This is a genomic window from Rhabdothermincola sediminis, assembly GCF_014805525.1.
Lineage (GTDB): Bacteria > Actinomycetota > Acidimicrobiia > Acidimicrobiales > Acidimicrobilacustridaceae > Rhabdothermincola > Rhabdothermincola sediminis.
The window spans coordinates 1-26,734 of the sequence record NZ_JACFSZ010000024.1; the positions used below are offsets into that span (position 1 = coordinate 1).

Below are 26,734 nucleotides of genomic sequence, written 5' to 3' on the forward strand. Positions count from 1 at the left end.
GGGGCGTCCTCGCTTAGCCATGGCGTCTCCGTTCGATGCTGGCAGTGTCACCAGCACGAACGCGCCACACACCGGAAAATTCCCGATCTCACAGATTTCTTGGCGAAACAACCTTACGGGACACTAGACACACCCACCCCAAAGTTGGGCCGGGTCCCCAAATTTCTGAAATTTCCGGACGCAGGGTGACTTGGGGGTGGGGGGCCTTACCCCCTAACTCCACTGCCAACCCGGCGGACCGTCGCGTGCGATGGCCGGATTCATCGAAAACGAAAGCTGGGGCCCGGCGATTGCCGGACCCCAACCTCCGTGCGACCTACGCGACCTGACGCGCGAGTCGTTGTCGGCCGCGTTAGCAGCGGACGTACTTGATGTGCTGGCCGGCGCCGCACTTGCCGCAAGGCGGCAGGCGGTCGGACGAATCGTCCAGGTTGACCGACCACCCACAGCCGTTGGTGCAGCAGTAGCGGCCCTTGCCGGGCTTCTCACCGATGTCGTACATGGGGCATCACCTCCGTTCCTGCGAGGCGATCCGGTTGAGTCGACCTTCGGCCCTCGGCAACTGGTACCGTCGAGGGGTCAAGTCCGAGAAGGCTGCGGCCCAACCGGATCTCGCCCCCACTGGATTCCAGTCCAGTGGGGGCGCTCGCTTTTTCGCTGACGTGAGCCAGCCAACGCCGATCGTAGACGACGGATGCTTACACGCGTGTGATTCGGCGTAGGGCCGACCACTAGTGGCGGTTAGCGCGCGCGGTATCCACCACCCGCGCGCGCTGGCTCGCTACGTTCTTCGACATGGCGCGACCGAAGAAGTTCCACGAGAAGCGAGTGACGACTGCGGTCCGGCTTCCCGAGGGTCTGCACTACCGGCTTCACGAGGCGGCCGATGAACGCGACGTCTCGGTGAACCTTCTCGTGACCCGCGCCGTGAGTGACTACCTCGAGCGGCTGCGCCCGGTCGACGAGGTGCTCGAACCCAACCGGGTCGCGTGATCGCCATGTCCTTCGTCGCGATTCGCAGACCAGCGTTGTTGTCACACCCATTGGGGAGACTGGAGCGATGACTGCGACCACGCCGACGACAAGCCTGATCGATCGAGTGGAGGCGCGTCGCGTTCGCGAGTCCGCCGATCGCGAGGCGGGCCAGCGGGGTGAGCTCGGTCAGTTCTTCACCCCTGCTCCCATCGCTGCTCTGCTCGCCGGCATGTTCGAGGTGCCAGTCGGTTCGCTGCGGGTTCTCGACCCCGGTGCCGGGGTTGGGTCGCTCACGGCGGCACTGGTCGATCGGGCTCGTGACGAGGGCTGGCCTGCCGTGCTCGATCTCACCGCAGTCGAGGTCGACGAGGATCTCTTGCCCGCGCTCAAGGAGACGCTGCACGAGTGTGAGGACCTGCCGCTGACGACCTCGGCATCGCTGCACAACTCTGACTTCGTCGAGTGGGGTTGCGACCGGCTCGAAGGAGGCTTGTTCGCCGCCGCGCCCGAGCTGTTCGACCTGGCGATCCTGAATCCGCCCTACCGCAAGCTCAATACCGCCTCGACCGAGCGTCGACGGTTGTCGAGCGTCGGGATCGAGGCCACGAACCTCTACGCCGCGTTCGTCGCACTAGCGCTTCGCATGCTCGCTCCGGGAGGCCAGCTCGTCGCCATCACCCCGAGGAGCTTCTGTAACGGCCCGTACTTCAAGGGCTTCAGGAAGGAGCTACTCGCCTCAGCCGCGCTCCGACGGATTCACGTATTCGACTCCCGAGACAAGGCGTTCAGGGACACGGCAGTGCTTCAGGAGAACGTGATCTTCCATCTCGTCAAGGGGGTCGAGCAGGGCTCAGTTGTCATCGAGTCGAGCAGTGGCGAAGGCCTCAGTTCGACCCGAAAGCGCGTGGTTCCCTTCGAGCGCGTCGTGCATCCCGGTGACGCGAACTCCTTCATCCATCTGGTCCCCGACGAGGCACACGCCGATGTCGCCGGCCGCATGGGCTCGCTGCCGTGCGAGCTCCCGGCGATTGGTGCCGCGGTGTCCACGGGAAGGGTTGTCGACTTCCGATCCCGAGAGCACCTTCGCGCGGAGCCTGGGCCCGGCACGGTCCCGCTCCTGTACCCGACGCACTTGCGAGACGGTCGCGTGCGATGGCCGGTCCTGGGGGGCAAGAAGGCGAACGCGCTCGCCGATGTCGACGAGACGCAGAAGCTGCTCCTGCCCACCGGAAACTACGTCCTCGTCAAGCGCTTCTCGTCGAAAGAGGAGCGGAGGCGGATCGTCGCCAGCGTCCTGGAGGAGGGAGATCTCCCTGCGGCTCAGGTCGCCGTGGAGAACCATGTCAACGTCTTCCACCATCGCAACGCCGGCCTCTCGCTCGACCTCGCCTGGGGGATCGCCACCTTCCTGAACTCGACGATCGTCGACCTCTACTTCCGTCAGTTCAACGGGCACACCCAGGTGAACGCCACGGACCTCCGCTCGCTGCGGTACCCGTCGGTCGATCAACTGGTCCTGCTCGGAGAGGTCGCCCGCCAGACCGAGCACGACCAGGGCGCGATCGATTCCCTCCTGGAGCAGTTCGTTCCGACGCTGGCGGGGGCCTGACCGGTGGCGACCGTCGACGAGGCGATCGACGCGCTCACCCAGCTCGGCTTCCCGAGACAACAGCTCAACGAACGCAGCGGCCTGGTGCTGCTCGCCCTGCTCGATCTCACGCCGGACAAGCCGTGGAGCGAAGCCACGGCGCCCCTGCGCGGCATCACTCCGATGATGGAGCACATGGCCGAGCACTACGGCAAAAGGTACGCGCCCAACTCTCGCGAGACGGTGCGGCGGCAGACGGTCCACCAGTTCCTGCAAGGCGGTCTGATCCTCCAAAACCCCGACCAGCCGGACCGCCCGGTGAACAGCGGCAAGACCACCTACCAGATCAGCAGCTTCGCCCTGGACCTCCTACGTGCCTACGGACAGCAGGACTGGGTACTCGCGCTTCGCCGGTACCAGCTCCGCGTGGAGGCACTGAAGGAGCGATGGGAGAAGAAGCGCCAGCTCCAGCGCATCCCGGTCGTGTTGCCCGACGGCGCCGACATCACGTTGTCTCCCGGTGGGCAGAACGTCCTTATCGCTGCACTGGTGAAGGACTTCTGCCCGATGTTCACGCCCGGCGGGCGCGTGCTCTACATCGGCGACGCCGACGAGAAGTTCGCCGTGTACGACCGCAAGGGCTTGGAGGCTCTCGGCGTGGTCATCGAGGAGCACGGGAAGATGCCCGACCTCGTGGTTCACTACGCCGACCGTGACTGGCTCGTGCTCATCGAGGCCGTCACAAGTCACGGACCTGTGGATGCGAAGCGACACGAGGAGTTGCAGACCCTCTTCGCCGGTTCGACGGCCGGCCTCGTGTTCGTCACCTCATTCCTCGACCGGCGGACGTTGGCGAAGTACGTCGGCGACATCTCCTGGGAGACCGAGGTCTGGGTCGCCGAATCCCCGACCCACCTGATCCACTTCAACGGCGACCGGTTCCTCGGGCCGTACGAGTAGCGCTCTCAGCGCGACCGAGCTCGACGATCCAGCCGGCACTGCGTAATCAGCCGAGTTCTCAGCCGACTTCTCGTCGAAGCCCGCGCACAAGGGTGTTCGTGCCACACCGGGTTGACGCCGCTCGCCGAAATTCCCCAGGGTTGCTCATCGGAATTCCCCACCCTGGTGGCAGGTGAACTCTAGGTCGCGGGGCCTCCTTCGGTGAGCTTGCGGTTGCGGGCTCGGTGGGCGCGCATGCGGTAGCTGTCGCCGGTGATGTTGAACACGACGGAGCGGTGCAGGAGCCGGTCCAACATGGCGGCGGCGATGGTGGTGTCGTCGAAGATGTCGCCCCATGACGCGACGCCGCGGTTGGTGGTGAGGATGATGCTGCCGTTGAGGTAGCGCTGGGAGATGACCTGGAACAGGGCGTTGGCGTCCTCGGCGGGCATGGGGAGGTAGCCGAGCTCGTCGACGATCAACACGCTCGGGCCCTTGAAGAACCGCATCGTGTTCGCCCATCTGCCCTCGACGGCGGCCTTGCGGCAGCGGGCGGCGAGGTCGGCGGCGGTGCAGTAGTAGGTGCGTAGCCCGGCGTCGACCGCGGCGTGTCCGAGGGCGATGGCCAACATGGTCTTGCCGACGCCGGGCGGGCCGATGAACAACACGTTGGTGGCGTCGCCGGCGTAGCGGCACGTCGCCAGATCACGGATCAGTGCTGCGTCGACCGAGGGTTGGGCGTCGAAGTCGAAGTCTTCGATCCGCCATGGGGCGGGGAAGTTCGCGAACCGCAACCGTCCGGCATGACGTCGGGCTTCGGTGGCGTCGACCTCGACGTCGAGGAGTCGGGCCAGGAACTCGGTGTGGGTCAGCTTCTCCTTCGCTGCCGTGTCGAGCTCGCCGGGCAGGGCTTCGGCGGCGGCGGCGAGGTTGAGGTAGGCGAGGTGGGAGCGGACGTGCTGGTAGATCGTGTCGGTGCGGCTCATCCCACGTCCTCACCGTCGATCAGACGCCGGTAGACGTCGAGGTCGATCACCGGGTCGGCAGCGGCGGCTTCGCCGACGATCTCGGCGGCCAACGCCAACGCCGCATCCGATGGTGGCCTGTTGACCTTCCGTCGGCAGGGCTTGTCGGTGTTGAACGCGTCGAGCACGACGTTCTCGAGCGCCGCGGTGTGCTCGGGCAGGCGGACCGTCTGCTGGGAGCCACGCGGTGCGAGGCGATGGACACAGACCTGTCGGCCCTGGGCGTGCACGCTGATGGTCGCTTCGCCGAGACGCCAGCGGATCTGGACGTGGCCGCCGACAAGGCCGGGTGGGACCGAGTAGCGGTTCCCCCACAACGAGACGAGCGCGTTCGCCGCGACCGTGCGGACCTCTGTGACCTCGGCGGGGTAGGGCGCGGGCGGCAGCCCGAGCAGCGGTTCGGTCGCAGCGAGCTCACCGACGGTCGACCCGTCCCGGCGACGCTCATCGGCGGTGCCAGCACACCAGGCATCAAGCGACGCTTGGGCCTCCGCCGGCGTCGCGACCCGGGCGGTCCGCCACCACGACTGGGTCAGGTAGTCGATCGCCTTCTCGACGACACCCTTGCGGTTCCCGTGCCGAGGCGGGCACGGGTCGACGCCGACGCCGTAGTGCTTCGCGACCGGAGCGAACGACCGCTGGATCGTGCCGGTCTGAGGGTTGATGACCGTGGCCATCCGATCGACCCGCCAACGCTTCGGTGTGCCACCGAGCCGGCGCAGGACCTCGTCGATGCCGACCACGAGATGCGCCTGGTCGTCGCTGTCGGAGAACCAGCCACGGAACTGCCCCGAGTGCGACAGCGCACCCACCAACACGAACGCCTTCTCGCCCCACGGGGTGTCGACCAGCTCGAGCCAGTCCCACTGGACCTCCTCGCCCGGCGGGTGCTCGATGTCGACGTGCGCCCGCCCGTTCGACGACGCGCACGGCTCGCAGTGCGGCCGGAGTTGGCGGTCCCGGACCTGGCGCGTGAACGTCGGATAGCTGCGGTCGAACCCGAGCCCGACGACCTCGGCGAACAGCACCGTTGCCCGCACGTGCGGATCGTCGACCAAGCGCTGGCGAACATAGGGCTCGAACCGGTCGAAGCGGTCCGGCTCGGCCCGGTCGCGCACCCCAGGTTCTCGTTCTCCGTTCACGTAGGCCCGGACCGTCTTGCGGTCCCGGCCCGTGTGGCGGGCGATGGCCGAGATCGACCAGCCCCTCTTCTTCAACGATGTGATCTCCACGTCTTCCTCTGGTGTCAGCATCGAGACGGAGCCCCTTCTTCTCGCTGGACAGGTGTCGCAACCGCCAGCGTGGGAAGGGGCTCCACCCCAGTTGGTGGACCCTCAGAGGTGGGGAGTTTCAGTGAGCAGGTCTGGGGAGATCTCCGTGAGCGTGGTCACAGCGGTCTGCCAGCCGTCGGGCAGCGGCGGTGGTGTCGCCCGTAGCTCGACGACGGTGCCCGCATCGTCGCGAGGCAGAGCCGGCTGGGTGTACAGCGCCTGGCGGCTGACACCGAGGACCCGGGCGATCACCGCCACCGGCCCCGCCCCCTCGGCCACCAAACGGCGACCGAGGGCACAACGGCTGCTCACGTCAGTCGCCGCGACGCTTTTCCCAACAGCTCGTTCTCCAACGCCAGGCGGCCGACCGTGCGCTCCGCTTCCGCGAGGCGCCGCTCGAGCTCAGCCTCGCGGCTGTTGCGGTCAGCCTTGTCCGCCAACGCCTCGGCCATGCCCTCCAACGCCTGTTCGCGCCAACGGGCGAACGTCGGCGCCGAGATGCCCTTGTCGCGGCACACCTCGCTGATTGTCTTCTGCTTGCTCAGCACCGCCAGCACCGCATCGCGCTTCTCGGCTGGCGTGAACGCCGAAAGTCGTCCCATAGCTGCATGTCCTCCTCAGGTCATGCAGCCTGACCATCACCTACCCAAGTGTCCAGGGCCCCACGGGGGTCGCACCGGCAGCAAGAGGGTCGTGTCAGGCATGGTCGTCTCCTCGTCGTGGCGTCCCGTACTTGTGAGATGGTGGTAGAGCGATGACCTGCTGCAGACGACAGACCAACCTCAGCGTCGCCGACGATAGCGTCCGCCACCGCCGCGTCCGCCGCCGCCACCGCGTTGGGGGACCATCGGCTCGAACGGGAGTGAGTCGCCCGGCAAGGGGAGCGGTAAACCGGGCCGTTGGTTGCCGACGACCCGTTCGTTATCGACGAACCACTCGTACTGCTTGCCCTCCGGGTCCGGCTGCAGTGTCTTCCGTGGGTAGTGCACGCGGGCGGCATGCTCGACCGGCCCCCGGCAGGCCTGCTCGAACGCCTCGAGGATCCCGAACGGCCGCTGGTCGACCTCTTGTGGTGGCCAGACCTTTCCAACAGCCGTCTTGAACGCTTCGGTGAGACCGCTCCAGTCATCTTGCCCCGTGGGCGCGTCGAGGTGCCGCCAAGCGTCAGTGATCGTGCACCCTCTCGCCAACACGGTACCGTCGCTGACGATCTCGAGCCGGACCGAGCCGAACCCCAGCGGTTTGCCGCCACCGAGACGGTGATAGCAGTCATCGGGGAGCGAAAGCAGCCACAGCAGCGCACCCAGCTCGACGTCGGACAGGTTCACCACCGAGATGGTGGTCTCGAAGATGGCCTCGGGACGGACCCAGGCGGTCACGGAGCGGTTCTGATTGTCCCTTTGCGGCTGACTGTCCCTGTTGGGGCGGCGGTATTCCTGGGCGCCTTGCCCGTTCTGGGTCCGGTCTTCACAAGGGTTGTCCCAGTAGTCATTTGGCAGGCCGGGGTGGTGGAGGTAGACCTTGCGGCCCCGCAGGCCGGCGTCGCGGGTGTACAACTTCGATTTGTCCACGCTGCGCTGGACCGGTGTTCCTTGATCGTTTTGGGCGGCGTAGAAGCGGGCCTGGCTGGGCTTGGGGCTGCCGAGGATCGCGAGCGGGACACCGTCGTTGCCAAAGCTTGCAACTGGGTCCTTGGTTTTGCAGGTCACGGGGCCGACCCGCAGCTGCCCGCGGTGGGCGCCGTGACCGTCCTGGTTCACCCAGCCGAACACGCGGTCGGCGGGGCTCAACTCTTCGAGCCGGGTCGCCGGTCGGAGGCTCTTGTGAAGCAACTCAGCTGGTGCGGCGGCGAACAGCTTCCTAGAGATCATGACCGGTACGAGGCCGGTCACCTCCACAGCGTTTTCGTTGGTGCGGACCTCCGCGTAGCAGAGGGTGCCGGGTTGCAGTTGGTCGGCGTCGGGCTCATAGAGGTGCGGAGACCATGCGGTTCTGCCTGGCTCGCTTCCGAGATACTCCCAGGGACCGGCGGGTTCTCCATCGTCGCCGCGGCGTCCGTGGATCTCCCGGTCGTCGTGCGCCGAGCGGTAACTGTGGATCACCTCATTCCACGCCGCGCGCAAGTCGTCGGTGATCCGTGTGTAGAGCTGCCGACCCTTTGGGCGGAAGAACAGGCGTTCGTCGTGTTTGCGGCCGATGTTGCGGTTCGTGAGGTGCAGCCAACCCTCCACCGTGATGGGGCCGTCGACGGTGTCTTGGGTGCCCGCGCCTGGATTGGTCGTTCGGACCGGGTCGGGATCCAGATCTACCGGGGTGCCGTCACGCTTCGTGTAGCCGTTTAGGGCGATGACCCGCCAGAAGTCGAACCGTCCGCTGCGGTGGGTGAAACGCTGCAGGGTCACCTCGACCTTGTGTTTTGGGTCCAGATCTTTTGGCAGGTCGAGGCATGGCCCCGTCTTCTGGTCCCCGTAGAGCGGCACCCAGGCGGCGTACATGGGGTCATTGTTCGCGGGTTTGCCATCCGGCCCGATCCGTGAGGTGCCTGGCAGCAGCTCGAGGTGCTGCCCATCGTCAGTGACCCGGGCCGGGACGACGCAGAGGCCGGCCTGTGCGTTCACCCGATAGGCGAGGCGACGGTCGTGGCCTTGGAAGACGCCGAACCGCGAGTTGGTCACCGCTTCGTAGGCGGCGCGTAGCATGCCTTTGACCGAGGTGGGCGACAGGTAGGGACGGTCTGCGGGATCGCGCCGCACCGGGAGGATCTGGTGGTCGTTGGGCAACGTCCGCTTGTTCACGGCGTCGGGGATGAGCAGCGGGGTGACGGTCGTGAGCCGCACCGCGATCCGGCCGGTCCAGCCGTCGGGGTGGAGCCGGTGATGGCCCCATGGGATCCGGTCACCGAGCTCGGTGCCGTTGGCCTGGGTGCGTGGGGGAGCGGGCACGAACGTGTACGGGTTGACGAAGTGGTCGTGGGCCTGCCCTGCGGCACCGGCGTTGCCGGCCGGCTGTGCCTGCTGCCGGTTCTGCTGTGGGCGCGGCTCGCCGCGGGGCCGTGTGTCCCTCGCCCTTCCGCTGCTCGGTCTCCCATTCCTGTTGGTCGCGAGCTCGCAGCTGACCTCGACCCCGTCGAGGGAGGCAGGGTCGTGATCCCAAGCTTCGCGCAAATTGTGATCAAGCGATGCCAGGTCGACGTTGAAATCCCGCGGTGCCTCCTCGACGTGGACCTTGAGAGTGGGCTCTCCGGTGGCACCGTGTTTGGCGACCACCAGTTTCCCGTCGAACGTTCGCACGTCAGACCACCTCCCAGCCGGTGAGCAGCTCATCGAGGATCGTGGCGTTGCCGTGGCCGTCCTGGCCGATGGCCTCGACCGTCGTGAGCCGTAGGTACGCGCCCTGCTCGATTCCCTCGAGGTGTCCGACGGGGACGTCGAGGGTGCCGACCTGGGAAGCGTGCAGTCGGACCCAGTCACCGCCGTGGGATTCGACCGTTCCCCAGAGCAGGTAGCCACCCCCGGTGATCGTCGCGTGCACCAGTGGCCCCGGGTCGGATGGCTCTGGATCGGATGCCCCTGGATCGGGTTGCCCGAGCCGGACGAGGACGGCGTCACCGCCACCGGGGGTGGCACGCCAGCGCAGCTCCGCGGCCGCGTTGCGGTCACCTGTGGTGAACGCTCGGGCCTCGTAGGCGGTGTCAAGGTCCAAGCCGGCCGTGTCCGGTCGCCCTTGGATCTCTCCCGTGGCGTCCACGGTGAGCACGGAGAACGATCGCGGGGTCGACACCAGGACCGACCCCGGGCCGGCCTCGCGAGCGAACCAACGCAGGCCGCCGGCGAGTCCGGTTGCTTCGCACTCGTGTCGAAGCACCAGCGGCGGGTTGTGAGGCACCAACTCCAGCGTGCGGTTCGTCTCAGCCATCCTGGGCTGCCTCCACGGTTGGATCGAAGGGGGCGACCGCAGCCTTCCAGCCATCTGCCAGGTTCTCGCTCGCGGCGGCGAGCACCTCGCTGAGCTGGCCGGACGGGAGTGACGCGAAGCCGGCCGGTACCTCGATGCTGACCGTCCTGACCTGGATCGCCCCCAGGCCCCGGTTCGTGCCGAAGCCGAACGGCACCCACCCCTCTGCGAGATCACGCAGAACGACCAGCAGCAGGCAGATGGCTGCTTCGCGCACGGCATCGGGCAGTCGGGCGAGGTCGAGTCGGATCCGCACCGGCTCCCATTCGAGCGCGTGCGGCTCCAGCACGCTGAACAACAGGCCTTCCGCGGCACCACCGGTCCAGCGGTCCACGGCGACGTGGAACGCAGGCTGCAGGCCTGAAAGGCCGAGCGCGCTCAAGGCGGTACGCAGTCGGTCGAGCTCGTCGCCGCCGCTTTTCTGCTTGGCGGCGCCGATGACGGCGTTCCAGGCGTCGGCGGGGAAGCGTTCTTTTGAGAAGCAGTCGTCGACCGACAGGGCACCCCGCCCGGGTTGCGGCTCGTCGCTTGTGTGGGAGTTCGAGCGAGGTCCGCTTGGCTCGACCGGGGCGCTGCCGAAGAGCCACCGAACCAGCTCGAGGGCCGGGTCGGCGAGCTGATCGAGGAACCGGCGGGTGGACGGTGCGCCACCCTGCCCCGGAGCCGAGACGTCGACGCCGCGCAAGGTTCGCACGATCAGCTCGGCCCGGCTGCGTAACGCCCCTTTGATGCTGGATCCGGGCAGCAGGAACCCCAGCTGGGCCTCCTTTGTGGTCGGGTCGTGTCCGGTGATGCCGGTCAGTGGGAGCGTGTCGACGGCCAGGCCGTCGAAGCCGGCTTTGACCATGAGTGGGCCGTCCGGGGCCCAGTGGACCGTGATGGTGATCTCGTCGCCGCCGGCGGTCGTGGCCCTCACTCGTAGTTCGTCGGTGACATCGGCACCGCCTCGGACAGCCTCGATCGTGCGGCTGCGATCACGGAAGGAAAGGCGCTGGGCGTGGAAGCTTTCGCGAGTGGCGCAAACCCGCCCGAGGCCCCGTGTGCCCGCCGCGCCGACGGTGATCGTCCCGTGCCCGACGAGCAGCCCGGTGAGGAGCCCGATCACCGTGTCGATGTCCGTGGCGGTGGTTCCGTCGGGAAGCTCGGCCGGTCGATCGACGGTGACGTGCACCTCGAAGGTGCTGCCCCGGGGGATCACCTGCCGCACGTACTTCACGTGCGCGGCGGCCGTGCCGGTGAACCGGTCGATGCCGATGCCGTCGCGCAGCTCCAGCGGCGCCGACGAGCACACCACGGCGTCGTCGACCACGACCAGGCTTGCCGCGGTGTCCTCTGAGCGGTTCTCGGGGGTGCCACCCCAGATCCGCTCGATTGCGTCGCGCTGTTTCGCGTCGGTGCCGGCGGCGCGCACGCAGGCGCTGCGCAAGATCCCGGCCAGGCTGGTGCCCGGGATGTACGGGCGCTCTCGGCCGTCGAGCGCCACGGTGAGGTCCACCTCGGGGTCGCCGGGGACGCCGCCGACGTGCAGGGCGGTGAGAGCCTCGAAGGTGGCCGACAGCCGGAGCCGCTCGGTGACGGGGCGTGCCATCTCAGTCCTGCCTCCCCTGCTCGGCCGCGCGCAGGTGCGCCCGAACGGCGGTGCTGAGCAGGACGCGCAGCGCGAACGGCCTCAGTTCCTTCCGCCGGTCGCTGGCTGTACTTGGGGTCAGGCACAGCTCGTCGTCGGGCAGATGCGGCTCGAGCAGCTCCCATACGGTGTCTTGGTCGGACAGCAGGCGCTCCAACTCGTCGAGTGCCTCGTTCGGCCACTTGGAGGCGCGGTTCTTGACGCCGCGCAGGTGCTCGACCCAGGCCTGCGCCCGCTCGATGCCGCGGGGTGCTTCGAATCCGCCGAGCAGCTGGCGGAGCCCACCGAGTTGGCTCGCCGGGGGAGCCTGTCGGGCCGCATCCCAACCCAACGCCTCCGTTCGACGTTGCGGGTCGGCAGCCAGCGTGGTCGCGGCGCGCACGATGGCCGCCTTCCACGCTGCCCGCTCGAGCACGTCGACGAAGGCCCGGTCGCCAGGGTCGGTGATGGTGTCGGACGCCGGTGGGGCGGCAGTGTGATCGGTGATGGCTCCTCTGCTGCTCGCCGCGGTGCTGGCCGAGGCGAGCAGCGGATCGTTGAAGCGGACTTGGCCGAACCCCTCGGCGGTGCGCAGGCCGATCCCGGCCGCTTCGAGCTCGTCGAGCCGGTTGCCGTCGACAGGGCCCTCGAGCTCGAACACGGCTACCGAACCCGCTCTCATGCCGATGAGCCCGGGGCGGGGCAGCCTCCAACCGGCGTGCCACGACTCGCGCCGGGACGTCTCGACGGCTGCGCTGATCATCCCGTCGGGCGCCACCGGGGCTCGGCGCAGGCCACGGCCCAGCGCCGCCTCCAAGGTGGTCTCGAGCCGGTCGAGCGTCGGGTCCGGGCGGTGCCGCTCATCGACGAGCAGGGCATCGGAGCACAACCAGACCGTGAGTCGGTCGCCTTGGCCGTAGGTGTGTTCGGCGTGCTGGTCGACGGAGGTGACTTCGCCGATCGTGACTTCACCCAACCCGTAGTCGTCCTTCTTCGAGCGCCCGAGCTCGACCCGTTTCGGTAGCAGGGCACTGGGGCCACCGGCCTTTTCGATCCTCGCAGCGAGGCTTCCCCGCATCCGGATCGCACCGGTGAAGCGGGTGCCCGCAGGGAGCGCCTCGTAGGTGAACACGCCGCCGACGTCAGAGGTGGGACGTTGGCGTGCATCGTCGATCGTGGCGTGCGTCGCCGCGCTGCGTTGCGGGGCACTGATCGTCGGCTCGCTGCCTGTGGCTCCAATGGCCACCACCCCGGACCGCAGTACTTTGAGCTGTACCCCATCGGGGGGTGTCTGGCACAGGCGGTTGTAGAGGCGCCCGTCGCCGGTCTTGGCCCGGGCAAACACCAGCGGCACCGGGAACGATGGGGAGCCGTCAGGGCTCGGCACGAGGTCGGTGACGACGAGTTCCCCGGCCCGAAGGTGGGGGGCCAGGTCGATGCCGCGGGTGGCGAGCGATCGGCCGAGCGCGCCCAGCAGGGCGGTCCCAGGCACGACATCGAGCGAGAGGGCCACGTTCCCCCGCACCCGGTCGGGGACGAGGATCGGTGTCAGGGCTTCGATGCTGACCGGGAAGGTGACCCAGCCCCCGGCGGTGCTCGCTTCGGACGATGCTGTGGCCCCCGAAGGCTCCGCCCCGCCGGCGGTGCCCGCGGAACCGGTCGGTGCGGGCGCGGGTGCTTCGTCCGGGTCCGGCACCGACGGCGCTTCGGCGCCGGCGAGCCGGTCGAGCCACTGCTGGGGATCCTCGGCGCCCACGATCTGCAGGGTGCAGCGCCCGGCGCCCCGGCGCCGGTTTCCCCCCAGTCGCTCGACCAGCAGCGCTCCGGCCACGAGCAGCGCTTCCGCAACCTCGACGAGACCGGGATCGAGTGGTTGACCCGACCGTCCGAGGCGGGCCTCGGCCCACAGGACTGCACCGAGGCGGACCTGCTCCTCGAAACGCAGGTGGTCGTCCATCGCCCGCCCACTGGCCGGATCGATGCGAACCCCCGGCTTGACGAAGGTCAGTTCCTGAGCCACCCGAGGATGGGCCACGAGCGCGGCCCGCAGCGCTTCGGCGAGGCGTGCCGGCCGTACCGACAGGGCCGCTGGCACCGGTCGGCGGTCCCCGCGGGCCGGCTCGGTGCCGAACAGCCAGGACACCAGGCGGTGCCATCCACCGGCGGTGTTGCCGTCGTCGAGACCGAACGCGACCTGCTCGCAGGCGTCCCGCCAAATACCGGTGAGCGTCTTGGCTGGCACCCACGGCAACCCGTCCGCGTCCCGGCGTACCAGGCGGTCCACGTCGCCGGGTCGCCCGGTCCCGGAGCCGACGTGCCAGTCGCTCGTGAAGGTGACCTTGAGCCGGAGATCCGGCCCCAGCGTTGGTGGTGCTGCGCCGTTCGGTGGTGGTGTCACGGCGCTCGTCACGGGGAGCTTCCTGCGGTCGGAGTGGGGGTCTGACCGGTCGCAGTGTTGCTGCGTGGGTCGAGGAACGCCTCCACCTCGATCGCGTCGAGGAACGAGGTTCGATGAATGGATGTCCCTGGCGAACCATCGTCAGGTGCTTCGCAGAACAGGCGGCCAGAGCCATCCGGATCCCGAGCATCCGCCAGGTCGCCGGCTGTCGGGTAGCGGCCGCACAGGAGCGCGAACCGGTGTTCCGCTTCGGCCCGGCCGAGGAACAGCCCGCCGCGCAGGTCGTGGGTCTGGCTTCGGGGAACGAGCCTTCGCCCCTGATCATCACGGGCCTGCAGCGCCGTGACCCGGTCTTCGAGGACCTCCCATCCCCGTCCCTTGAACCACTTCCCGGCAGGGCGTGCGGAAGGCTCGGTGACCACATACGGACGGGTGTACAACCGGGTCGAGCCGTTGTCGACGACCATCCGCTCCCGGATGGTGCCCAAGTCGATCGCGCCGACGTCGTACAGGACGTGGAAGTCGATCGCCGAGCACGACTGAGGCGTCAACTTGTCGGGGTTGGTCGGTGCGTACTGCTTGACCACCTTCGCCGAAGCGGTAAGCGCTTCGGTCAGGTCGTAGGCCGCCGAGAACGGGTAGTGCGGCTTGACGATGGCGACCCCCGCGCAGGCCCCGAGATGCTCAGAGCCCGAGGCCGCCACCGCCACCTTCCTGAGCACTTCGTCGTCTCCGGAACACTTCTCGAAGGCTCGCAGGTAGGCGACGGCCAGTTCGAGTGCTCGTCGCCCGTCGCAGAGCACGGTGAGGTCGTCACCCCCGATCACGATCGGCACGACGGAGGCTGCCGCGTCATCGCCAAGGGTCGTGACCGCTTGCCGCAGGGCACTGATCCCTAGCTTGTTGAGCCCGAGTGAGAACGTCCGGAGTGCGTTCACATAGGCACGGTTGCGGTCGGCAACGGACACGTCGCCATTCGGCAGCAACTCCGCTTGCGTTGCAATTCGGTCGAACGCTCCGAGGACCGCCCCGATCCCGTTGCCGTCGGCGTGGATCACCCCGAGCCAGTCGAGCCGGTCGTAGGCCGCCTCCAGCTCTGCAAGTGTCTTCGCGACCTTGGCGCCGACCTGGGCGCTCATACGTGCCCGTCCATCTTCTGCCGCCGCTCTCGTCGCCGCGATCGCAGCCGCGCGCGGTGCCGGGGTGCCCGTCGGGTCGAAACGGTCGAGCTCGGTGGCCGGGAGTCCGCTCGTCGCGCACCGGGCGCCGATGGGAACCCCTGGAAACCGCAAGTGGGGACCACCACTGCCGACGCGCACACTCCCGAAGTCGTGGTGCACCCGGGTGACTCCCTCATGAATTGGGGTGGTCGACCAGTCGAAGGGTTCCGAGATCACGCCGCACACGTCGAGGCCCGGGGCTTCGACCATCGCCCGACTCGTCACCTGCCACACGAGCCGTTCGGCGTCGTCACGTTTCTGCGTGAGCAGCATCGCCTTCCCGGAGGCGGCGACGACGACCTCGACTGCGCTACCCGATTCGATCGGGGGATTCCGCTCCCGGTCTTGCAGGAACTCGCCCACGTCGTCGGGCGCTGGTGCCGTCTTCCGGGTGAGGCCGCACACCGCCTCCAGAACCCATGTGGTGCCTGCCCGAGCGGTCAACTCGGAAGCACCGAGGTTCTCGCGCAACTTGTTCGTGTCGAAGATGTAGCGCTGGTTGCCCGACGTTTCGAAGAGCACTAGATGCATCTCGACACTCCCGCCCTGCCCGGCTGGGTTCTAGCACACGCGTGCCAGAGCATGCGCTGAGAAGTGGTGGTGAACCACCCTGGGTTCGTTGGAGGCTCCAGACCTTGGAAGCGAGGATGGAGCCCATGCCTACACAGGGAGCGTCGGGGAAGCCGACGACACGGCGGTACAGCGATGAGGAGAAGGCGCAGGTGGTGCGGCTGGTGCGTCAGCTGCGCGGCGAGCTGGGGAGCGATCATGGGACGGTGAAGCGGGTCGCTGAGCAGCTCGGCTACGGGGTCGAGTCGGTGCGTGGCTGGGTCGAGCAAGCCGACATCGATGACGGGGCTAAGCCGGGGGTGACGACGGCTGAGGCGGAGCGGATCAAGGCGCTCGAGCAGGAGAACCGTGAGCTGAAGCGGGCGAACGAGATCTTGCGGAAGGCGTCGGCGTATTTCGCCCAGGCGGAGCTCGACCGCCGGTGAGTGTGCTCGTCGGGTTCATCGACGAGCATCGTGAGGAGTTCGGTGTCGAGCCGATCTGCCGTGCGTTGTAGGTGGCTCCGAGCTCGTACTACGCCGCCGCCCAGCGCGGGCTGTCCGCGTCGGCGCGGGTGTTGCGTGACGCGGTGATGATGCAGGTGTTGATGGTGCTGTGGGTCGCGAACCGCAAGGGGTACGGGGCCGACAAGCTGTGGCGCGCCGCCCGCCGTGCCGGCCACGAGATCGGCCGGGACCAGGTGGCCCGGCTGATGCGCCAGATGGGCATCGAGGGCGTCAGCCGGCGCCGCAAGAAGATCTTCACGACGATCGCCGATCCCGACGCGAGTCGGGCGCCGGACCTCGTGAACCGCGACTTCACCGCCGATCGACCAGATGCGCTGTGGGTCACGGATCTCACCTACGTCCCGACGAGATCCGGGATGGCGTACGTGTGTTTCATCGTCGACGCGTTCTCCCGGCGGATCGTGGGGTGGCGGGTGGCGTCGAGTATGCGCACCGACATGGTCCTCGACGCGCTCGAGATGGCCAGACGCTGCCGCGGCGCCCGCCGCCTCGTCGGGCTCGTCACCCACTCCGACGCCGGGTCGCAAGGCGAACTCAACCGGTCGTCGCAACACCTCACGATGATGGAGGTGTCTGATGGTGCGACGACAGCAGTTGGCGGACAGGGCGTTTCGCCCGGCGATGCGCTCACCGGGGAGGCCGATGCCGGCGCGTCATGTGGAGCGCGAGTTCTGGCGCCCGATCGCTCAAGGCAAGAGCACCGAGGACGCTGCGGTCGCGATCGGGGTGTCGGTCCCCGTCGGGTCACGCTGGTTTCGCGACGCTGGCGGCATGGCGCCTTTGAGCCTCGCCGAGCCGACCGGCCGCTACTTGTCCTTCGCTGAACGCGAGGAACTCGCGCTGTTATGTGCCCGAGGTCTCGGGGTGCGTGCGATCGCCCGAGGGATGGGCCGAGATCCGTCGACGATCTCGCGGGAGCTGCGCCGCAACGCCGCGACTCGTGGCGGGAAGCTCGAGTACCGAGCAACGGTCGCTCAATGGAAGGCCCAGATGGCGGCGAAGCGACCGAAGCCGGCGAAGCTCGCGACGAACCCTCGGCTGTGTGCCTACGTGCGGGAACGGCTCAGCGGCGAGCTGAAGCGGCCCGATGGCACCGCCGTGCCTGGCCCGCCAACGACGTGGAAGGGGTTGAACAAGCCGCATCGGGCCGACCGCCGTTGGGCCACCGCGTGGAGTCCCGAGCAGATCTCACGGCGGCTCGTCGTCGACTTCCCCGATGATGAGGACATGCGCATCAGCCACGAGGCGATCTACCAGGCGCTCTACATCGAGGGCAGGGGCGCGTTGAAACGAGAGCTGGTGGCGTGCCTTCGCACCGGGCGTGCCCTGCGCAAGCCCCGCGAACGCGCCCGCAACCGACCCCAGGGCCATGTGACCGCGGTTGTCGTGCTGAGCGAGCGGCCCGCCGAAGCCGAGGACCGCGCCGTGCCCGGACACTGGGAAGGCGACCTCATCATCGGCACCGGCCGCTCCGCGATCGGCACCGTCGTCGAACGCACCAGCCGCTACACACTGCTGGTCCACCTCCCACGGCTCGAGGGCTACGGCATCGAACCACCGGTCAAGAACGGGCCGGCCCTCGGCGGCTACGGCGCCATCGCCATGAAAGACGCCCTCGAAGCGACCATGGGAACGATGCCCGCAGGGCTGCTTCGGTCGCTGACCTGGGACCGAGGCAAGCAGCTGTCCGCCCACGCGCAGTTCACGATCGACACCGACATCAAGGTCTTCTTCGCGGATCCGCACTCGCCATGGCAGCGCGCCACGAACGAAAACACCAACGGGTTGCTGCGCCAATACTTCCCGAAGGGAACCGACCTCTCCCGCTGGGGCCTCGACGACCTCATCGCTGTCCAGGACGCGCTCAACAGCAGACCCCGCAAGGTCCTCAGCTGGAAGACCCCCTCCGAGGCCCTCGACGAACAGCTACGGTCGCTCCACGACGCAGGTGTTGCAACGACTGGTTGAACCCGGTCAATTCACGTCGGTTCGGTTCACCGAGCGTCTCGAGGAGATCGGCGCCCGCCCCAGCATCGGCACGATCGCCGACTCGTTCGATAACGCCCTGGCCGAGACGACCAACGGGCTCTACAAGGCCAAATGCGTCTACGGGCCTGACGCCCCGAGACCCTCGGAGGACGTCGACGAGCTCGAGCTCGCCACCCTCTCCTGGGTGCACTGGTTCAACGAGGACCGGCTCCACAGCCACTGCGGCCACACGCCGCCAGCCGAGTTCGAAGCAGCGTTCTACGCTGCCCAACAAGCCGACCCCGCTGGGGTTGGAAACCAATAGCCCGAGCCTCCAACGAGCCCAGGGTTCCTCTGTGTTGGTCAAGCAGCGATGGGGGCGCTCTCGGGCGGGGCGTTGAGGTGTCGCTCGTCGGCGAGCATGAGCCGCCAGAGGTGGTTGGCGAGGCGTCGTCTGAGGCAGCGCATCGCCTCGTTGCGGGTCTGGCCCTCGGCGATCTTCTTGTCGAAGTACGCGCGGCCGATGCTGGTGGGCATGCGCACTTGAAGTGACCGCGATGAGGTGGATGGTCGAGTTGAGTTGCCGGTCGCCGCGCCTCGACAGGCGGTGGCGGGTCCGCTCGCCGGAGGCGACGTCGATCGGCGCGACGCCGGCGTAGGTGGCGAAGGCATCCGCTGTGGCGAACCGCGATGCGGGGCCGGTGCGGCCGATCAGTCACACGGCGGTGATAGCGCCGACACCGTCGACCTCGCGCAGCTGCGAGCCATGGTCGTCGAGCGCTGCGGCCATCCGCTTCTCGATGTCCGCGAGGCTCGCATCGACCGTGCGGAGCTCGCGCACGAGGTCCTGGGCGAGCTCCTTGCGGGTGCGTTCGGAGGCAGATGCTGGACGAACGCGGCGCAACAACCTCGACGCTGACTTCGCTGTGATCGCCAGCTCGGCGCCGCCGGGCACGAGGTCACGCAGCACGGCGTGCAGCTGTCGATAGCCCGCCAGCGTGGCATCGACCCGCAGCGACGCGATCGGCGTGTTCGTCGCCGGGTCGAGCGCCGTGGCGGTGTGCGAGCTCTTGTGTGGGTCCACTCCGATGATCATCCGGTTGCTCCGATCCACGATCTCCAACGGGAAAGCCGCGGCCGGCATACCGACTTCAAGGCCCAGCAACGCAGGGGCCAGTCCTCTGTTGAGCCAGACCGCGACCGGCCGTCGAACGGGAGGCAAACCCTGGGAGAGCCAACCCAAAGTGACAGGCGATTCACGAGCCACCCCGCCCGACGACCTCCCGGACGCTACGAGGCAAACCCCGCCGCGACCGGTCCCCTCATACAAGTCAGCGGTTCACCTGAGTCCGTGCAGCGGGTGGCCAGGGCCGACGTCCATCTCGATGATCGGCTGGTCGAGCGGCACGTCGATGTCGCGCACCACCTGCTCCGGGCCGGTGACGGCGAGCGCCGCGAGCAGCGACCCGAACCCCATCGCCGGGGTGCCGCCGCTGCGGGCCACGGCTACCCGCTGCACGCCCCCGACGAGGGGTCCGAGCGCCTCGGACACGAAGTGCACCACCGCCTGCAGCACGTGTGGGGCGTGGTGCAACACGATCGGCGGCTCGAGCGAGCGGATCGGCCGGTCCCGGTCGAAGGCGCTGCCCTCGACCCACCATCGCAGCAGCTCGCCGAACGCCACGGTGTCGTCGGGGTGGGCCGGGTCCTGGTCGGTCACCACGAACACCAGCCTCTCGAGCACCGCCGGCAGGGCCGCCTCCCGCAGCACCCGGCCGACGATCGGGGCGTCGAGGTGCTCGACCACGAGCGCCGCCCGATCCTGCTCCCGGTGGCGCTCCAGCGCAGCCAGGCAGGCGGCGCCCCACGCCCGCGCCGAGACTCGGCGGGCGCGGGCCGACGGGGGACCGTCGGGGGCGTGTTCGACCGGGAAGTCCCCCGACGGCGGGAACGGCGAGTCCCCGGTCGGCCGGGCGACCAGGTCCCGGTTGCCAACCGTCACCACGAGCAGCGTCGGCACCGGGTCCGGCTCGACGACCGTGAGCCCGACCGTGACCGGTGCGTCGAGACGGGCGTCGGTGCGCTCGAGGTCGAACGGATCGACGGTGACGAGCCGCTCGCCGGCGAGCACCTCGACGCCGCGGTCACCCGCCCAGGCCACCACCTCGCCCGCCAGCCCGGCATGCGCGCCCGTGCGGACCGTCACCGCGGACCCCGGCCGGAGCCGGAACCCGCGGCGGTCCACGAGCCCCGGCGGGAACTCGACGCACGGCGGCTCGAACCCGAAGCCGGTCATCACTGCGCCTTCCCGGCGCCACCCGCAGGCCCGCCGTGCCGGGCGGTCGGGGAGTGGTTGGCCTGGCGGGTGGCCTCGATGTAGCGGTCGTACCACATCGGCTCGAGCCCGAGGACCCGCCAGGCGGCCGCGGCCACTGCGACGGCGTTCGCCTCGGTCACCTGCGCGGGGTCGGCGTCGGGGCGGGCCCGGCCGATCAGCTCGCGGGCGGCCGCGAGGCGCTCGTCCGCCGGCAGGCACACCAGGCAGCGGTGCTCGTTCATCGTCTGCATGCCCTCGTCGACCGCGTCGATCAGGTCCCGCAACGGGGCCGGCAGTTCAGAGGAGCGGCCGAGCGTCTCCTTGAACTCGGCGCCGTCGCGGGCCAGGTAGCGGGCCACCCGATCGTGGTCGATGCGGTCGGCCGCGGACTGGCAGGCGTCGAAGAACAGGGCCTTCGCCCACGACACCAGCCCTGCGGGCGCGCCAGCGTCCCGTGCCTCGCCGTGGCCCGCGAGCACCTCGTCGAGCTGGTGCTGGAAGCAGTCCCGGTGGGGGCACTGGCGCAGAAAGGCATCGACCCGCTGGGGCAGCCCCATCGTGCGGTGCCGGGAGCGCTGCACGTCCTCCCACCTGGGCTGCGCGCTGCGCCCGCTCACCAGGGCGCGCAGGTCGTCTTGGGTGGTGGCTGGGTCGCAGGCCGCCTCGACGGCGGTGCCGGGCTGCCCGCCGTCGCGCCCGAGCAGCCAGGTGAGCGCCAGGCCGACGAACTCGTCGCACCACCCGCGGTCACAGGCCGGGTAGCGGCACGGCGCGAGCCCGCTCGATTTGCTGCACAGCTTCCGCGCGCACGGGGTGAGCAGCGGGCGCCAGCGTTCGGCGAGTACCGCGCGGATGGCGCGGCACCGCTCGGGGTCGTCCTCGTCGGCTAGTCGGCGGCACAGCTCGGCGTCGTCGGCGCTGCGCAGCCCCCGCCGGAACGCGGCCCGATTCGCACCGCCGTGCCCCACGAGCGAGACCGTACCCGCTCGGGGGGGCGATGAGCCCGGGCCACCGCCGGGGGCACTCAGCGCTCCGCAGTCGGCACGGCACCGCGCCGGAGCCGATTCTCCCCGTCCGCCGGTGGCACGGCGTGGACCGGCGGCCGACCGGTCCCGTTCCCTGCCGTCGCTGTTCAGCCGTTGCGAGGATCGAGCGCAGCGGCGACCACGTTGGCGATCGTGTCGAGCACCCGAGGGGGCAGTTTGCCGCACAACTGTTCGTACACGTAGCGCAGGCCCTCGGCGGCGCCATTACCGCCTTCGTAGCGGGGCAGGTTCTGGTGGGCCTTCGCGAGCCCCTCCTGGGTGGCGCTGGCCAGGTCGGCCCCGTCGAAGTGGAGACCGTGGACCCAGCGGTTCCGGAGGCGGATCAGCTGCCCGCTGTCCCCTCCGTCGCGCAACCAGCCCGCCAGGCGAGCGCCCTCCTTGTCATCGGCGAGCTCAGGTAGCTTCTCCAGGTTCTTCAGGGGACAGTCCTTGCAGGGCTCGGTCGCCGCGCAGTCGGCGGCCGCCCGAGCGAGGCTGGTCGCGTCCCCCTTGTCCTTCCCGGGGATGCGTACCGCGCGGTCGGTCCGCTTGCAGGTTGCTCCCTCGAGCCCCTCGAGGCGCGATACGACCGTCGCGACCTTCGCCGGCCCGTTTTGTCCCCCCAGTCGGCGGGTCACCCACAGGAGCGGGAGCATCTCGGCGGCGCTCACCCAACCCACCACGGTGTCACGCAGCCGCTGCTCCCGGCTCGCAAGGGCGACCTCCTCGATGCGGACCGCGAGCTGGGTGCCGACCGGGTCGGCCCGGCGACGTTCCTCGATCTCCCACAGCTGCTCCGGCACCCCGCCACGGTGATCCTGGTTCGACACCCACGGGCTGTTCCCGTCGACGACCCGCAGCCCGATCCGACACGCCTGCCGGGCCGTCTTCAGGTGGGGGCCGTTGCCGAGCAGGTCGCAGTGGGTGTCGAGCGTGGCGAGCGCCTGTCGGAAGCGAGCGCCGCGCGCTGCGGCCAGCACGCCATCGTCGATGTGGGCCCGCACCGTGTCGGCGAGCAGCAGGCGGGTCAGCGACCGTTTGGTCGCCTTGCCGGTGTGCGGGTCGGGGAGCAGGACCTTCGAGGGGAGCTGGGTGAGGGCCACCGCCCGCTCGGTCACCAAACGCATCGCCGGGGTGCCACCCACCGTGAGCGCCACGAGCTCGTCGACCTTCTTCCCGGCGGACCGCAGCTCGGCCAGTGCGTTCTCGAGGGCCTTTTGCACCTGCTCGTCGAGCTCCTCGCTCGGCTCGGCGGGGTTGGTGGCCAACCGGTAGGGGCCGAGCACGGGGATCTTCGGGCGCAGCACGGCGAAGGCGTCCGCGAGCAGCCGGGCGATGCCGATCGTGTCCCCCTTGCGGAAGCGGTCGTCGACCGTCTCCGGCTGGTCGGAGGCGAGCAGCGCCAGGGCCCAGCCGTCGCGGGCCCACTTGTCGAGGGCCTGGTAGCACGGCCCGTTGCGCACCACGTCGTCGGCGAAGTACTTGCGGACCCACTGCTCCCGCTCGTCGCCGGCGGCGTTGAGTTGCTCGGACAGGATCTCGGCGAACGGGCGGGAGGCCACCCAGGGGTGCGCGCCCAGCCCGTGCCTCTCCCCGATGTCCCGGAACTCCTCGTGCTGTAGGTCCTGAGTTCCCACGGTGGCGATCGCGAGCAGCACAAGTCCTCCTCTCAGAGCGTCGGCCGTCCGACAGCGTAGGCGGGGACCTGCTGGTTGCCATCCGCGCCGAGCAGGTGCTCGACCTCGAGCGCGGGCTCGGCCACCAGCGAGTGCATGAGCACGGTGACCCGGGCCGGCTCCCGGTCGATCTCGGCGGCCGCCCGGGTCAGGGCGTCGAAGCGGTCCAACCACTCGTCGCTGGCCGGCTCGGCCTGGCACTCCTGCGGCACCTGCATGTACGTCCCTCCTCGGTCATGGGCTTCCGGCACCCGTTGGTGACGGAAAGCAGCGCCGGAGCCTGGACTGGCGGCACTCGAGGCTTCCGGCACCGCGGCGCTCCCGGCCGTTCTGGCGGTGTTCGCCGGCGCGTTCATGGGGCCGGTGCAAGAGGAGCCCGGGCGCCGTCAGACCCGCGTCGACGGGCGGGCCATCACCGCCAGCAGGGCGGCGTGCACCTCGAAGCGGATGCCGTCGCCGCCCGACAGCTCCCCTGCGATGTCGACGACGTCGGTGAACGGGACCTCCACCTCACGGAGCAGGTTCACCCCGCAGGGACGGTCCAGACCGGCGGCGTCGAGGTCATCGAGCTCGAGGTACCCCTCCCGCCCGAGGCGGCTGAGCGCACTCGAGATGGGATGGAGCCGCACCGTCTCACCGGTGCGGCCCGTGACCAGCGCCGGCCGTAGCTTCCAGCCATCGGTGTCCGCGAACGGCACATCGGCCCACACCACCGTTCCCCGCCGCAGTCGACGACCGGGGGGACGGCGAACCTGGCGCAGCGCCCGGCTCACCCGCAGCGCACGGCGCAGGGCGCGGTCGCACTCCCGGCGACGGGCCGGTGTTGTCAACCGTCTCGGGCGGCGAGCGGTGCCTCTCACGGTCCCTCCCGGTCTCCGTGTCGTCTCCGGTGCTCGATGGGGTGCCGGCTCGGATCTCCTGCCCACCGTCGCACGGGGCAGGTGGCGGCGGTAGAGCCGGAGGTCAGCCTGCACACCGGTACGCCCGCGCCGTGACGGCCGTGGCCCGTTCGTCGATGTCACCCCGTGCGTCACGCCGGTGGTTCTCGTCAGACGTCGAGCGCCGGGGGAGCACCTGGTCCGTGGCGTCGCCTCGTGGCGGCGCTCCCGTTCTCCTTGCGAACGTGTGTTCGTCGTGTTGGGATCGTCGGGATGTCGGTGCTGCAGGCGTTCCAAGGGGACGGCGACGTGCTGGCCTTCCCGCCCGGTGCGGGGCCATGGGGGCTGGTGGCGATGGCCGACCGCGGCCGGGTCCGGATCGGGCTGGCCCTGCCGCCCCGGTCTCGCCCCGTCGACGTGTCGATCCAGCCCGGGGTGGTGGAACAGGCCGTGCTCGACGCCGCCCGGGTGGCCGAGGTGGCTCCGCAGGCGGCCGCCCGGGCCACCGTCCGCTGGCTGGGCGAGCGGGCCCGTGCCGTCGGCAACGACGCCGTCGCCGCCCACGCCGACCTGCTCGACACCGCCGGAGCGGCCGCGTTCCCCCTGCTCGGCACCGCCTACCGGACGGGCGCGGCGCCCGTGCGCGAGCTGCCACGCTGGGCCACCGGAGTGTTGGCCGCACCCACGGCCCGCGACGGTGCCAGGGTCGGCTTCGGCACCGCCGCCACCCGGCCCGTGATCGCCGCGATCGCCACCGCCCTGCTGCCGGCCGCCGAGGGTGGGTCGGTGCGGTTCGGTCCGCTCGCGCTCGCCCTCGCCGGGCGGCCCGTGCTCGAACCGGACCAGCTCGCCCGGCTCCTGCGGGAGGCGGCGGCCGGGCCCATCCGTGACTGGCCGGACCCGCAGACCCTGAACGCGACCCGCCGCCTGTGCATCCAGGTCGGCCCCAGGGTGGCGCTCGGCCTGCTCCGCGACACCGCCCGCCACCCTGACGGGTTCGCCCGGCTCGCCCTCGCCGTCGCCGCCCACCACGCCGCCCCGCCACCCACCGGGCGGCTCCCAGCTGATCTCGAGGCCTTCACCGCCGCCACGGAAGACCGCATGCCGCTCGACCCACGGGTGGTCTCGGGCGGGCCGGTCCCCGGCGGATCCTCCCCGGCGGGAACCGGCCGGCCCGGCAGGCGGCGAGCCGCACGAGCGGTGCCGCGCCCCGCCCGGTCGCGGCACGGCGCGCCGGAGCCGGCGACTCCCGCCGGCGCTTCGGCGGGGAGGAGCCCGACCTCCGGCTCCCGATCCGCCGACAGTGGGCGATCCCGGCGTCCGGTCACCCCCACCCCGGGACGGGTCGACGGGTACCGCGTCGGGTCGATGCGCCTCGTCGAGCCACGCGACGGCGGCGAGCTCGTCGCCTGGGGAGCCCTGCTCGACAACTGTCTCGCCGACTACCGGCACGCCTGGGCGACCGGGCGTTCGCGGCTGATCGGCGTCGAGCACGACGGTCGGCTCCGCTACTGCATCGAGGTCGGTCCCCGGCGAACCCTGCGACAGTTCCTCGCCGCCCGCAACCGGCCCGTGCCTCCCGCCGACCGGGACCTGGTGCTCGACGCGCTGGTCCACCTCGGGGTCCTGGCCCACGTACCCGGCAGTGAGGTCGGCCGGCAGGCGAGGCGCGCCCCCTGCTGAGCACCTCACCGAACCGCGCGAACGGTGTCGGACTGCCGCCTCAGCTGGGCTGGGGCACGATGCGAAGGTAGGGCTTCGGTGCTTGCCAGGTGCCGAAGAGCTGCTTGGCCTCGTCGTCGCTCACCGATCCTGCGATGATCACGTCGTCGCCGGGCTCCCAGTTCACCGGGGTGGCCACCTTGTGGGTCGCGGTGAGCTGCAGCGAGTCGATGACCCGGAGCACCTCGTCGAAGTTGCGCCCGGTGGTCATCGGGTAGGCGAGGATCAGCTTGATCTTCTTGTCGGGGCCGATCACGAAGACGTTGCGGACCGTCTGGTTGTCAGCTGGGGTGCGCGCTTTGGCGTCACCCGACGTGCTCGCCGGCAACATCCCGTAGAGCTTTGAGACCGTGAAGTCCGCGTCACCGATGATCGGGTAGGTGGGGCGGGCCCCTGGGTCTCTTCGATGTCGTCGGCCCACCGTTCGTGGTCTTCGGTGGCGTCGACCGACAATCCGATGATCTTGACCCCTCGGCGTTCGAACTCGGGCTGGATCTTGGCCGTGTAGCCCAGCTCGGTGGTGCACACCGGCGTGAAGTCCTTCGGATGCGAGAACAGCACCGCCCACGAGTCCCCGATCCACTCGTGGAACCGAATCCTGCCGTGGGTGGTCTCCGCCTCGAAGTCCGGAGCTCCTGGTTCAGCCGCAATCCCATCACGCCCTCCTGAAGTCCTGATTCGTTCAGTCGGGCTTTATCGGCACCGGGGTCGGGTGGCAACCCGTCCCGGCCACGTCCCGGCCACGGCATGGTCGCCGGCCACCGCCGCCGGGCCCCCTTCAGATCCGGTTGGGCCGAGTTCCTAACAGCGGTCAAGGGTCTCAGGCGGCTTTCTCGCTAGGTTCGGTGGTGGGCGGGCCGGCTGCCGGAGCGGCTCCGGTCGACTCCTCACTGCGTCGGCCCGTCCGCTTGGGCTGGGTGCCGTTGTGGCGGGCCACGCGGGTCGCGGCGTCGATCTTGTAGCGGTCGGCGCAGATCTTGCGGCCCTCGGCTTCGGTGATGGGCCGCCCGTCGGTGTCGCGTAGCTCGTAGAGCTGGCCGTTGCGCCAGCAGGCTGCGATGCGAGTGATCAGAACGGCAGCGATGGTGCAGATGGC

General features: G+C 69.6%; 22 protein-coding genes, 5 pseudogenes and 1 other annotated feature. Of the genes and pseudogenes, 7 read left to right on the forward strand and 20 right to left on the reverse strand.

Annotated elements, in window-relative coordinates; genetic code table 11:
* Positions 1-352 precede the first annotated feature (352 nt).
* Complete coding sequence (locus tag HZF19_RS15325; RefSeq protein WP_208029679.1) at positions 353-502, reverse strand: zinc ribbon-containing protein; 150 nt, start codon at positions 500-502, stop codon at positions 353-355.
* A 293-nt stretch (positions 503-795) separates the two neighbouring features.
* Between HZF19_RS15325 and HZF19_RS15330 the strand changes: the two genes are divergently transcribed.
* The 3 genes from HZF19_RS15330 to HZF19_RS17310 all read left to right on the forward strand — a co-directional run bounded on the left by HZF19_RS15330 (position 796) and on the right by HZF19_RS17310 (position 3,523).
* Positions 796-993: a toxin-antitoxin system HicB family antitoxin gene (locus HZF19_RS15330; RefSeq protein ID WP_208029680.1), complete on the forward strand. Its 198-nt coding sequence runs from the start codon at positions 796-798 to the stop codon at positions 991-993.
* A 67-nt stretch (positions 994-1,060) separates the two neighbouring features.
* Positions 1,061-2,584 carry an Eco57I restriction-modification methylase domain-containing protein gene (locus HZF19_RS15335; RefSeq protein WP_208029681.1) on the forward strand — a complete coding sequence of 508 codons (1,524 nt, stop codon included), beginning with the start codon at positions 1,061-1,063 and terminating at the stop codon, positions 2,582-2,584.
* 3 nt (positions 2,585-2,587) lie between these two features.
* The gene (locus HZF19_RS17310; RefSeq protein WP_208029682.1) at positions 2,588-3,523 is read left to right on the forward strand and encodes a BsuBI/PstI family type II restriction endonuclease; all 936 of its coding nucleotides are present in this window, start codon (positions 2,588-2,590) and stop codon (positions 3,521-3,523) included.
* A gap of 179 nt (positions 3,524-3,702) precedes the next feature.
* Here HZF19_RS17310 and istB read toward each other — a convergent pair whose 3' ends face one another.
* From istB to HZF19_RS15385, 9 genes are all read right to left on the reverse strand, one after another.
* Entirely contained in the window at positions 3,703-4,488 is a 786-nt protein-coding gene (istB, locus tag HZF19_RS15345) for an IS21-like element helper ATPase IstB (protein WP_208029683.1), read from the reverse strand.
* On the reverse strand, positions 4,485-5,780 hold the full coding sequence (gene istA / locus HZF19_RS15350) for an IS21 family transposase (RefSeq protein ID WP_208029684.1): 1,296 nt from the start codon (positions 5,778-5,780) through the stop codon (positions 4,485-4,487). The genes istB and istA overlap by 4 nt, the downstream gene beginning before the upstream one ends.
* 81 nt (positions 5,781-5,861) lie before the next feature.
* Positions 5,862-6,110, reverse strand: coding sequence for a helix-turn-helix domain-containing protein (locus tag HZF19_RS15355; RefSeq protein ID WP_208029685.1), 249 nt, complete (start codon positions 6,108-6,110; stop codon positions 5,862-5,864).
* Complete coding sequence (locus HZF19_RS15360) at positions 6,107-6,400, reverse strand: transposase (RefSeq protein ID WP_208029686.1); 294 nt, start codon at positions 6,398-6,400, stop codon at positions 6,107-6,109. Before HZF19_RS15360 ends, HZF19_RS15355 begins: the two co-directional genes overlap by 4 nt.
* A gap of 180 nt (positions 6,401-6,580) precedes the next feature.
* Positions 6,581-9,088, reverse strand: coding sequence for a TIGR03986 family type III CRISPR-associated RAMP protein (locus HZF19_RS15365; RefSeq protein ID WP_208029687.1), 2,508 nt, complete (start codon positions 9,086-9,088; stop codon positions 6,581-6,583).
* Between the two features lies 1 nt (position 9,089).
* Positions 9,090-9,713: a type III-D CRISPR-associated protein Csx19 gene (gene csx19 / locus HZF19_RS15370; RefSeq protein ID WP_208029688.1), complete on the reverse strand. Its 624-nt coding sequence runs from the start codon at positions 9,711-9,713 to the stop codon at positions 9,090-9,092.
* The gene (locus HZF19_RS15375; protein WP_208029689.1) at positions 9,706-11,340 is read right to left on the reverse strand and encodes an RAMP superfamily CRISPR-associated protein; all 1,635 of its coding nucleotides are present in this window, start codon (positions 11,338-11,340) and stop codon (positions 9,706-9,708) included. Before HZF19_RS15375 ends, csx19 begins: the two co-directional genes overlap by 8 nt.
* A 1-nt stretch (position 11,341) precedes the next feature.
* Positions 11,342-13,768: an RAMP superfamily CRISPR-associated protein gene (locus HZF19_RS15380; RefSeq protein WP_208029690.1), complete on the reverse strand. Its 2,427-nt coding sequence runs from the start codon at positions 13,766-13,768 to the stop codon at positions 11,342-11,344.
* The gene (locus HZF19_RS15385; protein WP_208029691.1) at positions 13,765-15,507 is read right to left on the reverse strand and encodes a Cas10/Cmr2 second palm domain-containing protein; all 1,743 of its coding nucleotides are present in this window, start codon (positions 15,505-15,507) and stop codon (positions 13,765-13,767) included. The genes HZF19_RS15380 and HZF19_RS15385 overlap by 4 nt, the downstream gene beginning before the upstream one ends.
* Before the next feature lie 125 nt (positions 15,508-15,632).
* Between HZF19_RS15385 and HZF19_RS16660 the strand changes: the two are divergent.
* From HZF19_RS16660 to HZF19_RS15400, 3 genes and pseudogenes are all read left to right on the forward strand, one after another.
* Positions 15,633-16,681: pseudogene (locus HZF19_RS16660) on the forward strand (IS3 family transposase); the annotation flags it as partial.
* Positions 15,935-16,051: a sequence feature (AL1L pseudoknot), on the forward strand. Its footprint overlaps the pseudogene before it by 117 nt.
* A complete protein-coding gene (locus HZF19_RS15395) occupies positions 16,629-18,020 on the forward strand; it encodes an IS30 family transposase (RefSeq protein ID WP_208029693.1) in 1,392 nt (463 codons plus the stop codon). The pseudogene HZF19_RS16660 and the gene HZF19_RS15395, both read left to right, overlap by 53 nt.
* Positions 18,021-18,027: 7 nt before the next feature.
* Positions 18,028-18,345: pseudogene (locus tag HZF19_RS15400) on the forward strand (integrase core domain-containing protein); the annotation flags it as partial.
* A 38-nt stretch (positions 18,346-18,383) separates the two neighbouring features.
* Here HZF19_RS15400 and HZF19_RS15405 read toward each other — a convergent pair.
* The 8 genes and pseudogenes from HZF19_RS15405 to HZF19_RS15440 form a co-directional block, all read right to left on the reverse strand.
* Positions 18,384-18,557, reverse strand: a complete 174-nt coding sequence (locus HZF19_RS15405) for a hypothetical protein (RefSeq protein WP_208029695.1) — start codon at positions 18,555-18,557, stop codon at positions 18,384-18,386.
* A 49-nt stretch (positions 18,558-18,606) separates the two neighbouring features.
* Positions 18,607-18,735: pseudogene (locus HZF19_RS17525) on the reverse strand (transposase); the annotation flags it as partial.
* A complete protein-coding gene (locus HZF19_RS15415) occupies positions 18,736-19,287 on the reverse strand; it encodes a hypothetical protein (RefSeq protein WP_208029696.1) in 552 nt (183 codons plus the stop codon).
* A gap of 72 nt (positions 19,288-19,359) precedes the next feature.
* On the reverse strand, positions 19,360-20,316 hold the full coding sequence (locus HZF19_RS15420) for a hypothetical protein (RefSeq protein ID WP_208029697.1): 957 nt from the start codon (positions 20,314-20,316) through the stop codon (positions 19,360-19,362).
* Positions 20,316-21,305 carry a hypothetical protein gene (locus HZF19_RS15425; RefSeq protein WP_208029698.1) on the reverse strand — a complete coding sequence of 330 codons (990 nt, stop codon included), beginning with the start codon at positions 21,303-21,305 and terminating at the stop codon, positions 20,316-20,318. The genes HZF19_RS15420 and HZF19_RS15425 overlap by 1 nt, the downstream gene beginning before the upstream one ends.
* Before the next feature lie 164 nt (positions 21,306-21,469).
* Positions 21,470-23,020: a hypothetical protein gene (locus HZF19_RS15430; protein WP_208029699.1), complete on the reverse strand. Its 1,551-nt coding sequence runs from the start codon at positions 23,018-23,020 to the stop codon at positions 21,470-21,472.
* A gap of 11 nt (positions 23,021-23,031) precedes the next feature.
* Positions 23,032-23,256, reverse strand: coding sequence for a hypothetical protein (locus tag HZF19_RS15435; RefSeq protein WP_208029700.1), 225 nt, complete (start codon positions 23,254-23,256; stop codon positions 23,032-23,034).
* A 168-nt stretch (positions 23,257-23,424) separates the two neighbouring features.
* Positions 23,425-23,898 carry a hypothetical protein gene (locus HZF19_RS15440; RefSeq protein ID WP_208029701.1) on the reverse strand — a complete coding sequence of 158 codons (474 nt, stop codon included), beginning with the start codon at positions 23,896-23,898 and terminating at the stop codon, positions 23,425-23,427.
* A gap of 291 nt (positions 23,899-24,189) precedes the next feature.
* Here HZF19_RS15440 and HZF19_RS15445 point away from each other — a divergent pair, with 291 nt between their 5' ends.
* Positions 24,190-25,599 carry a hypothetical protein gene (locus HZF19_RS15445; RefSeq protein WP_208029702.1) on the forward strand — a complete coding sequence of 470 codons (1,410 nt, stop codon included), beginning with the start codon at positions 24,190-24,192 and terminating at the stop codon, positions 25,597-25,599.
* Positions 25,600-25,639: 40 nt separating this feature from the next.
* On the opposite strand, the pseudogene HZF19_RS17530 reads toward HZF19_RS15445, so the two are convergent.
* Both HZF19_RS17530 and HZF19_RS15455 read right to left on the reverse strand, forming a co-directional pair.
* Positions 25,640-26,289: pseudogene (locus tag HZF19_RS17530) on the reverse strand (peroxiredoxin).
* Positions 26,290-26,458: 169 nt separating this feature from the next.
* Positions 26,459-26,734: pseudogene (locus HZF19_RS15455) on the reverse strand (IS110 family RNA-guided transposase); the annotation flags it as partial.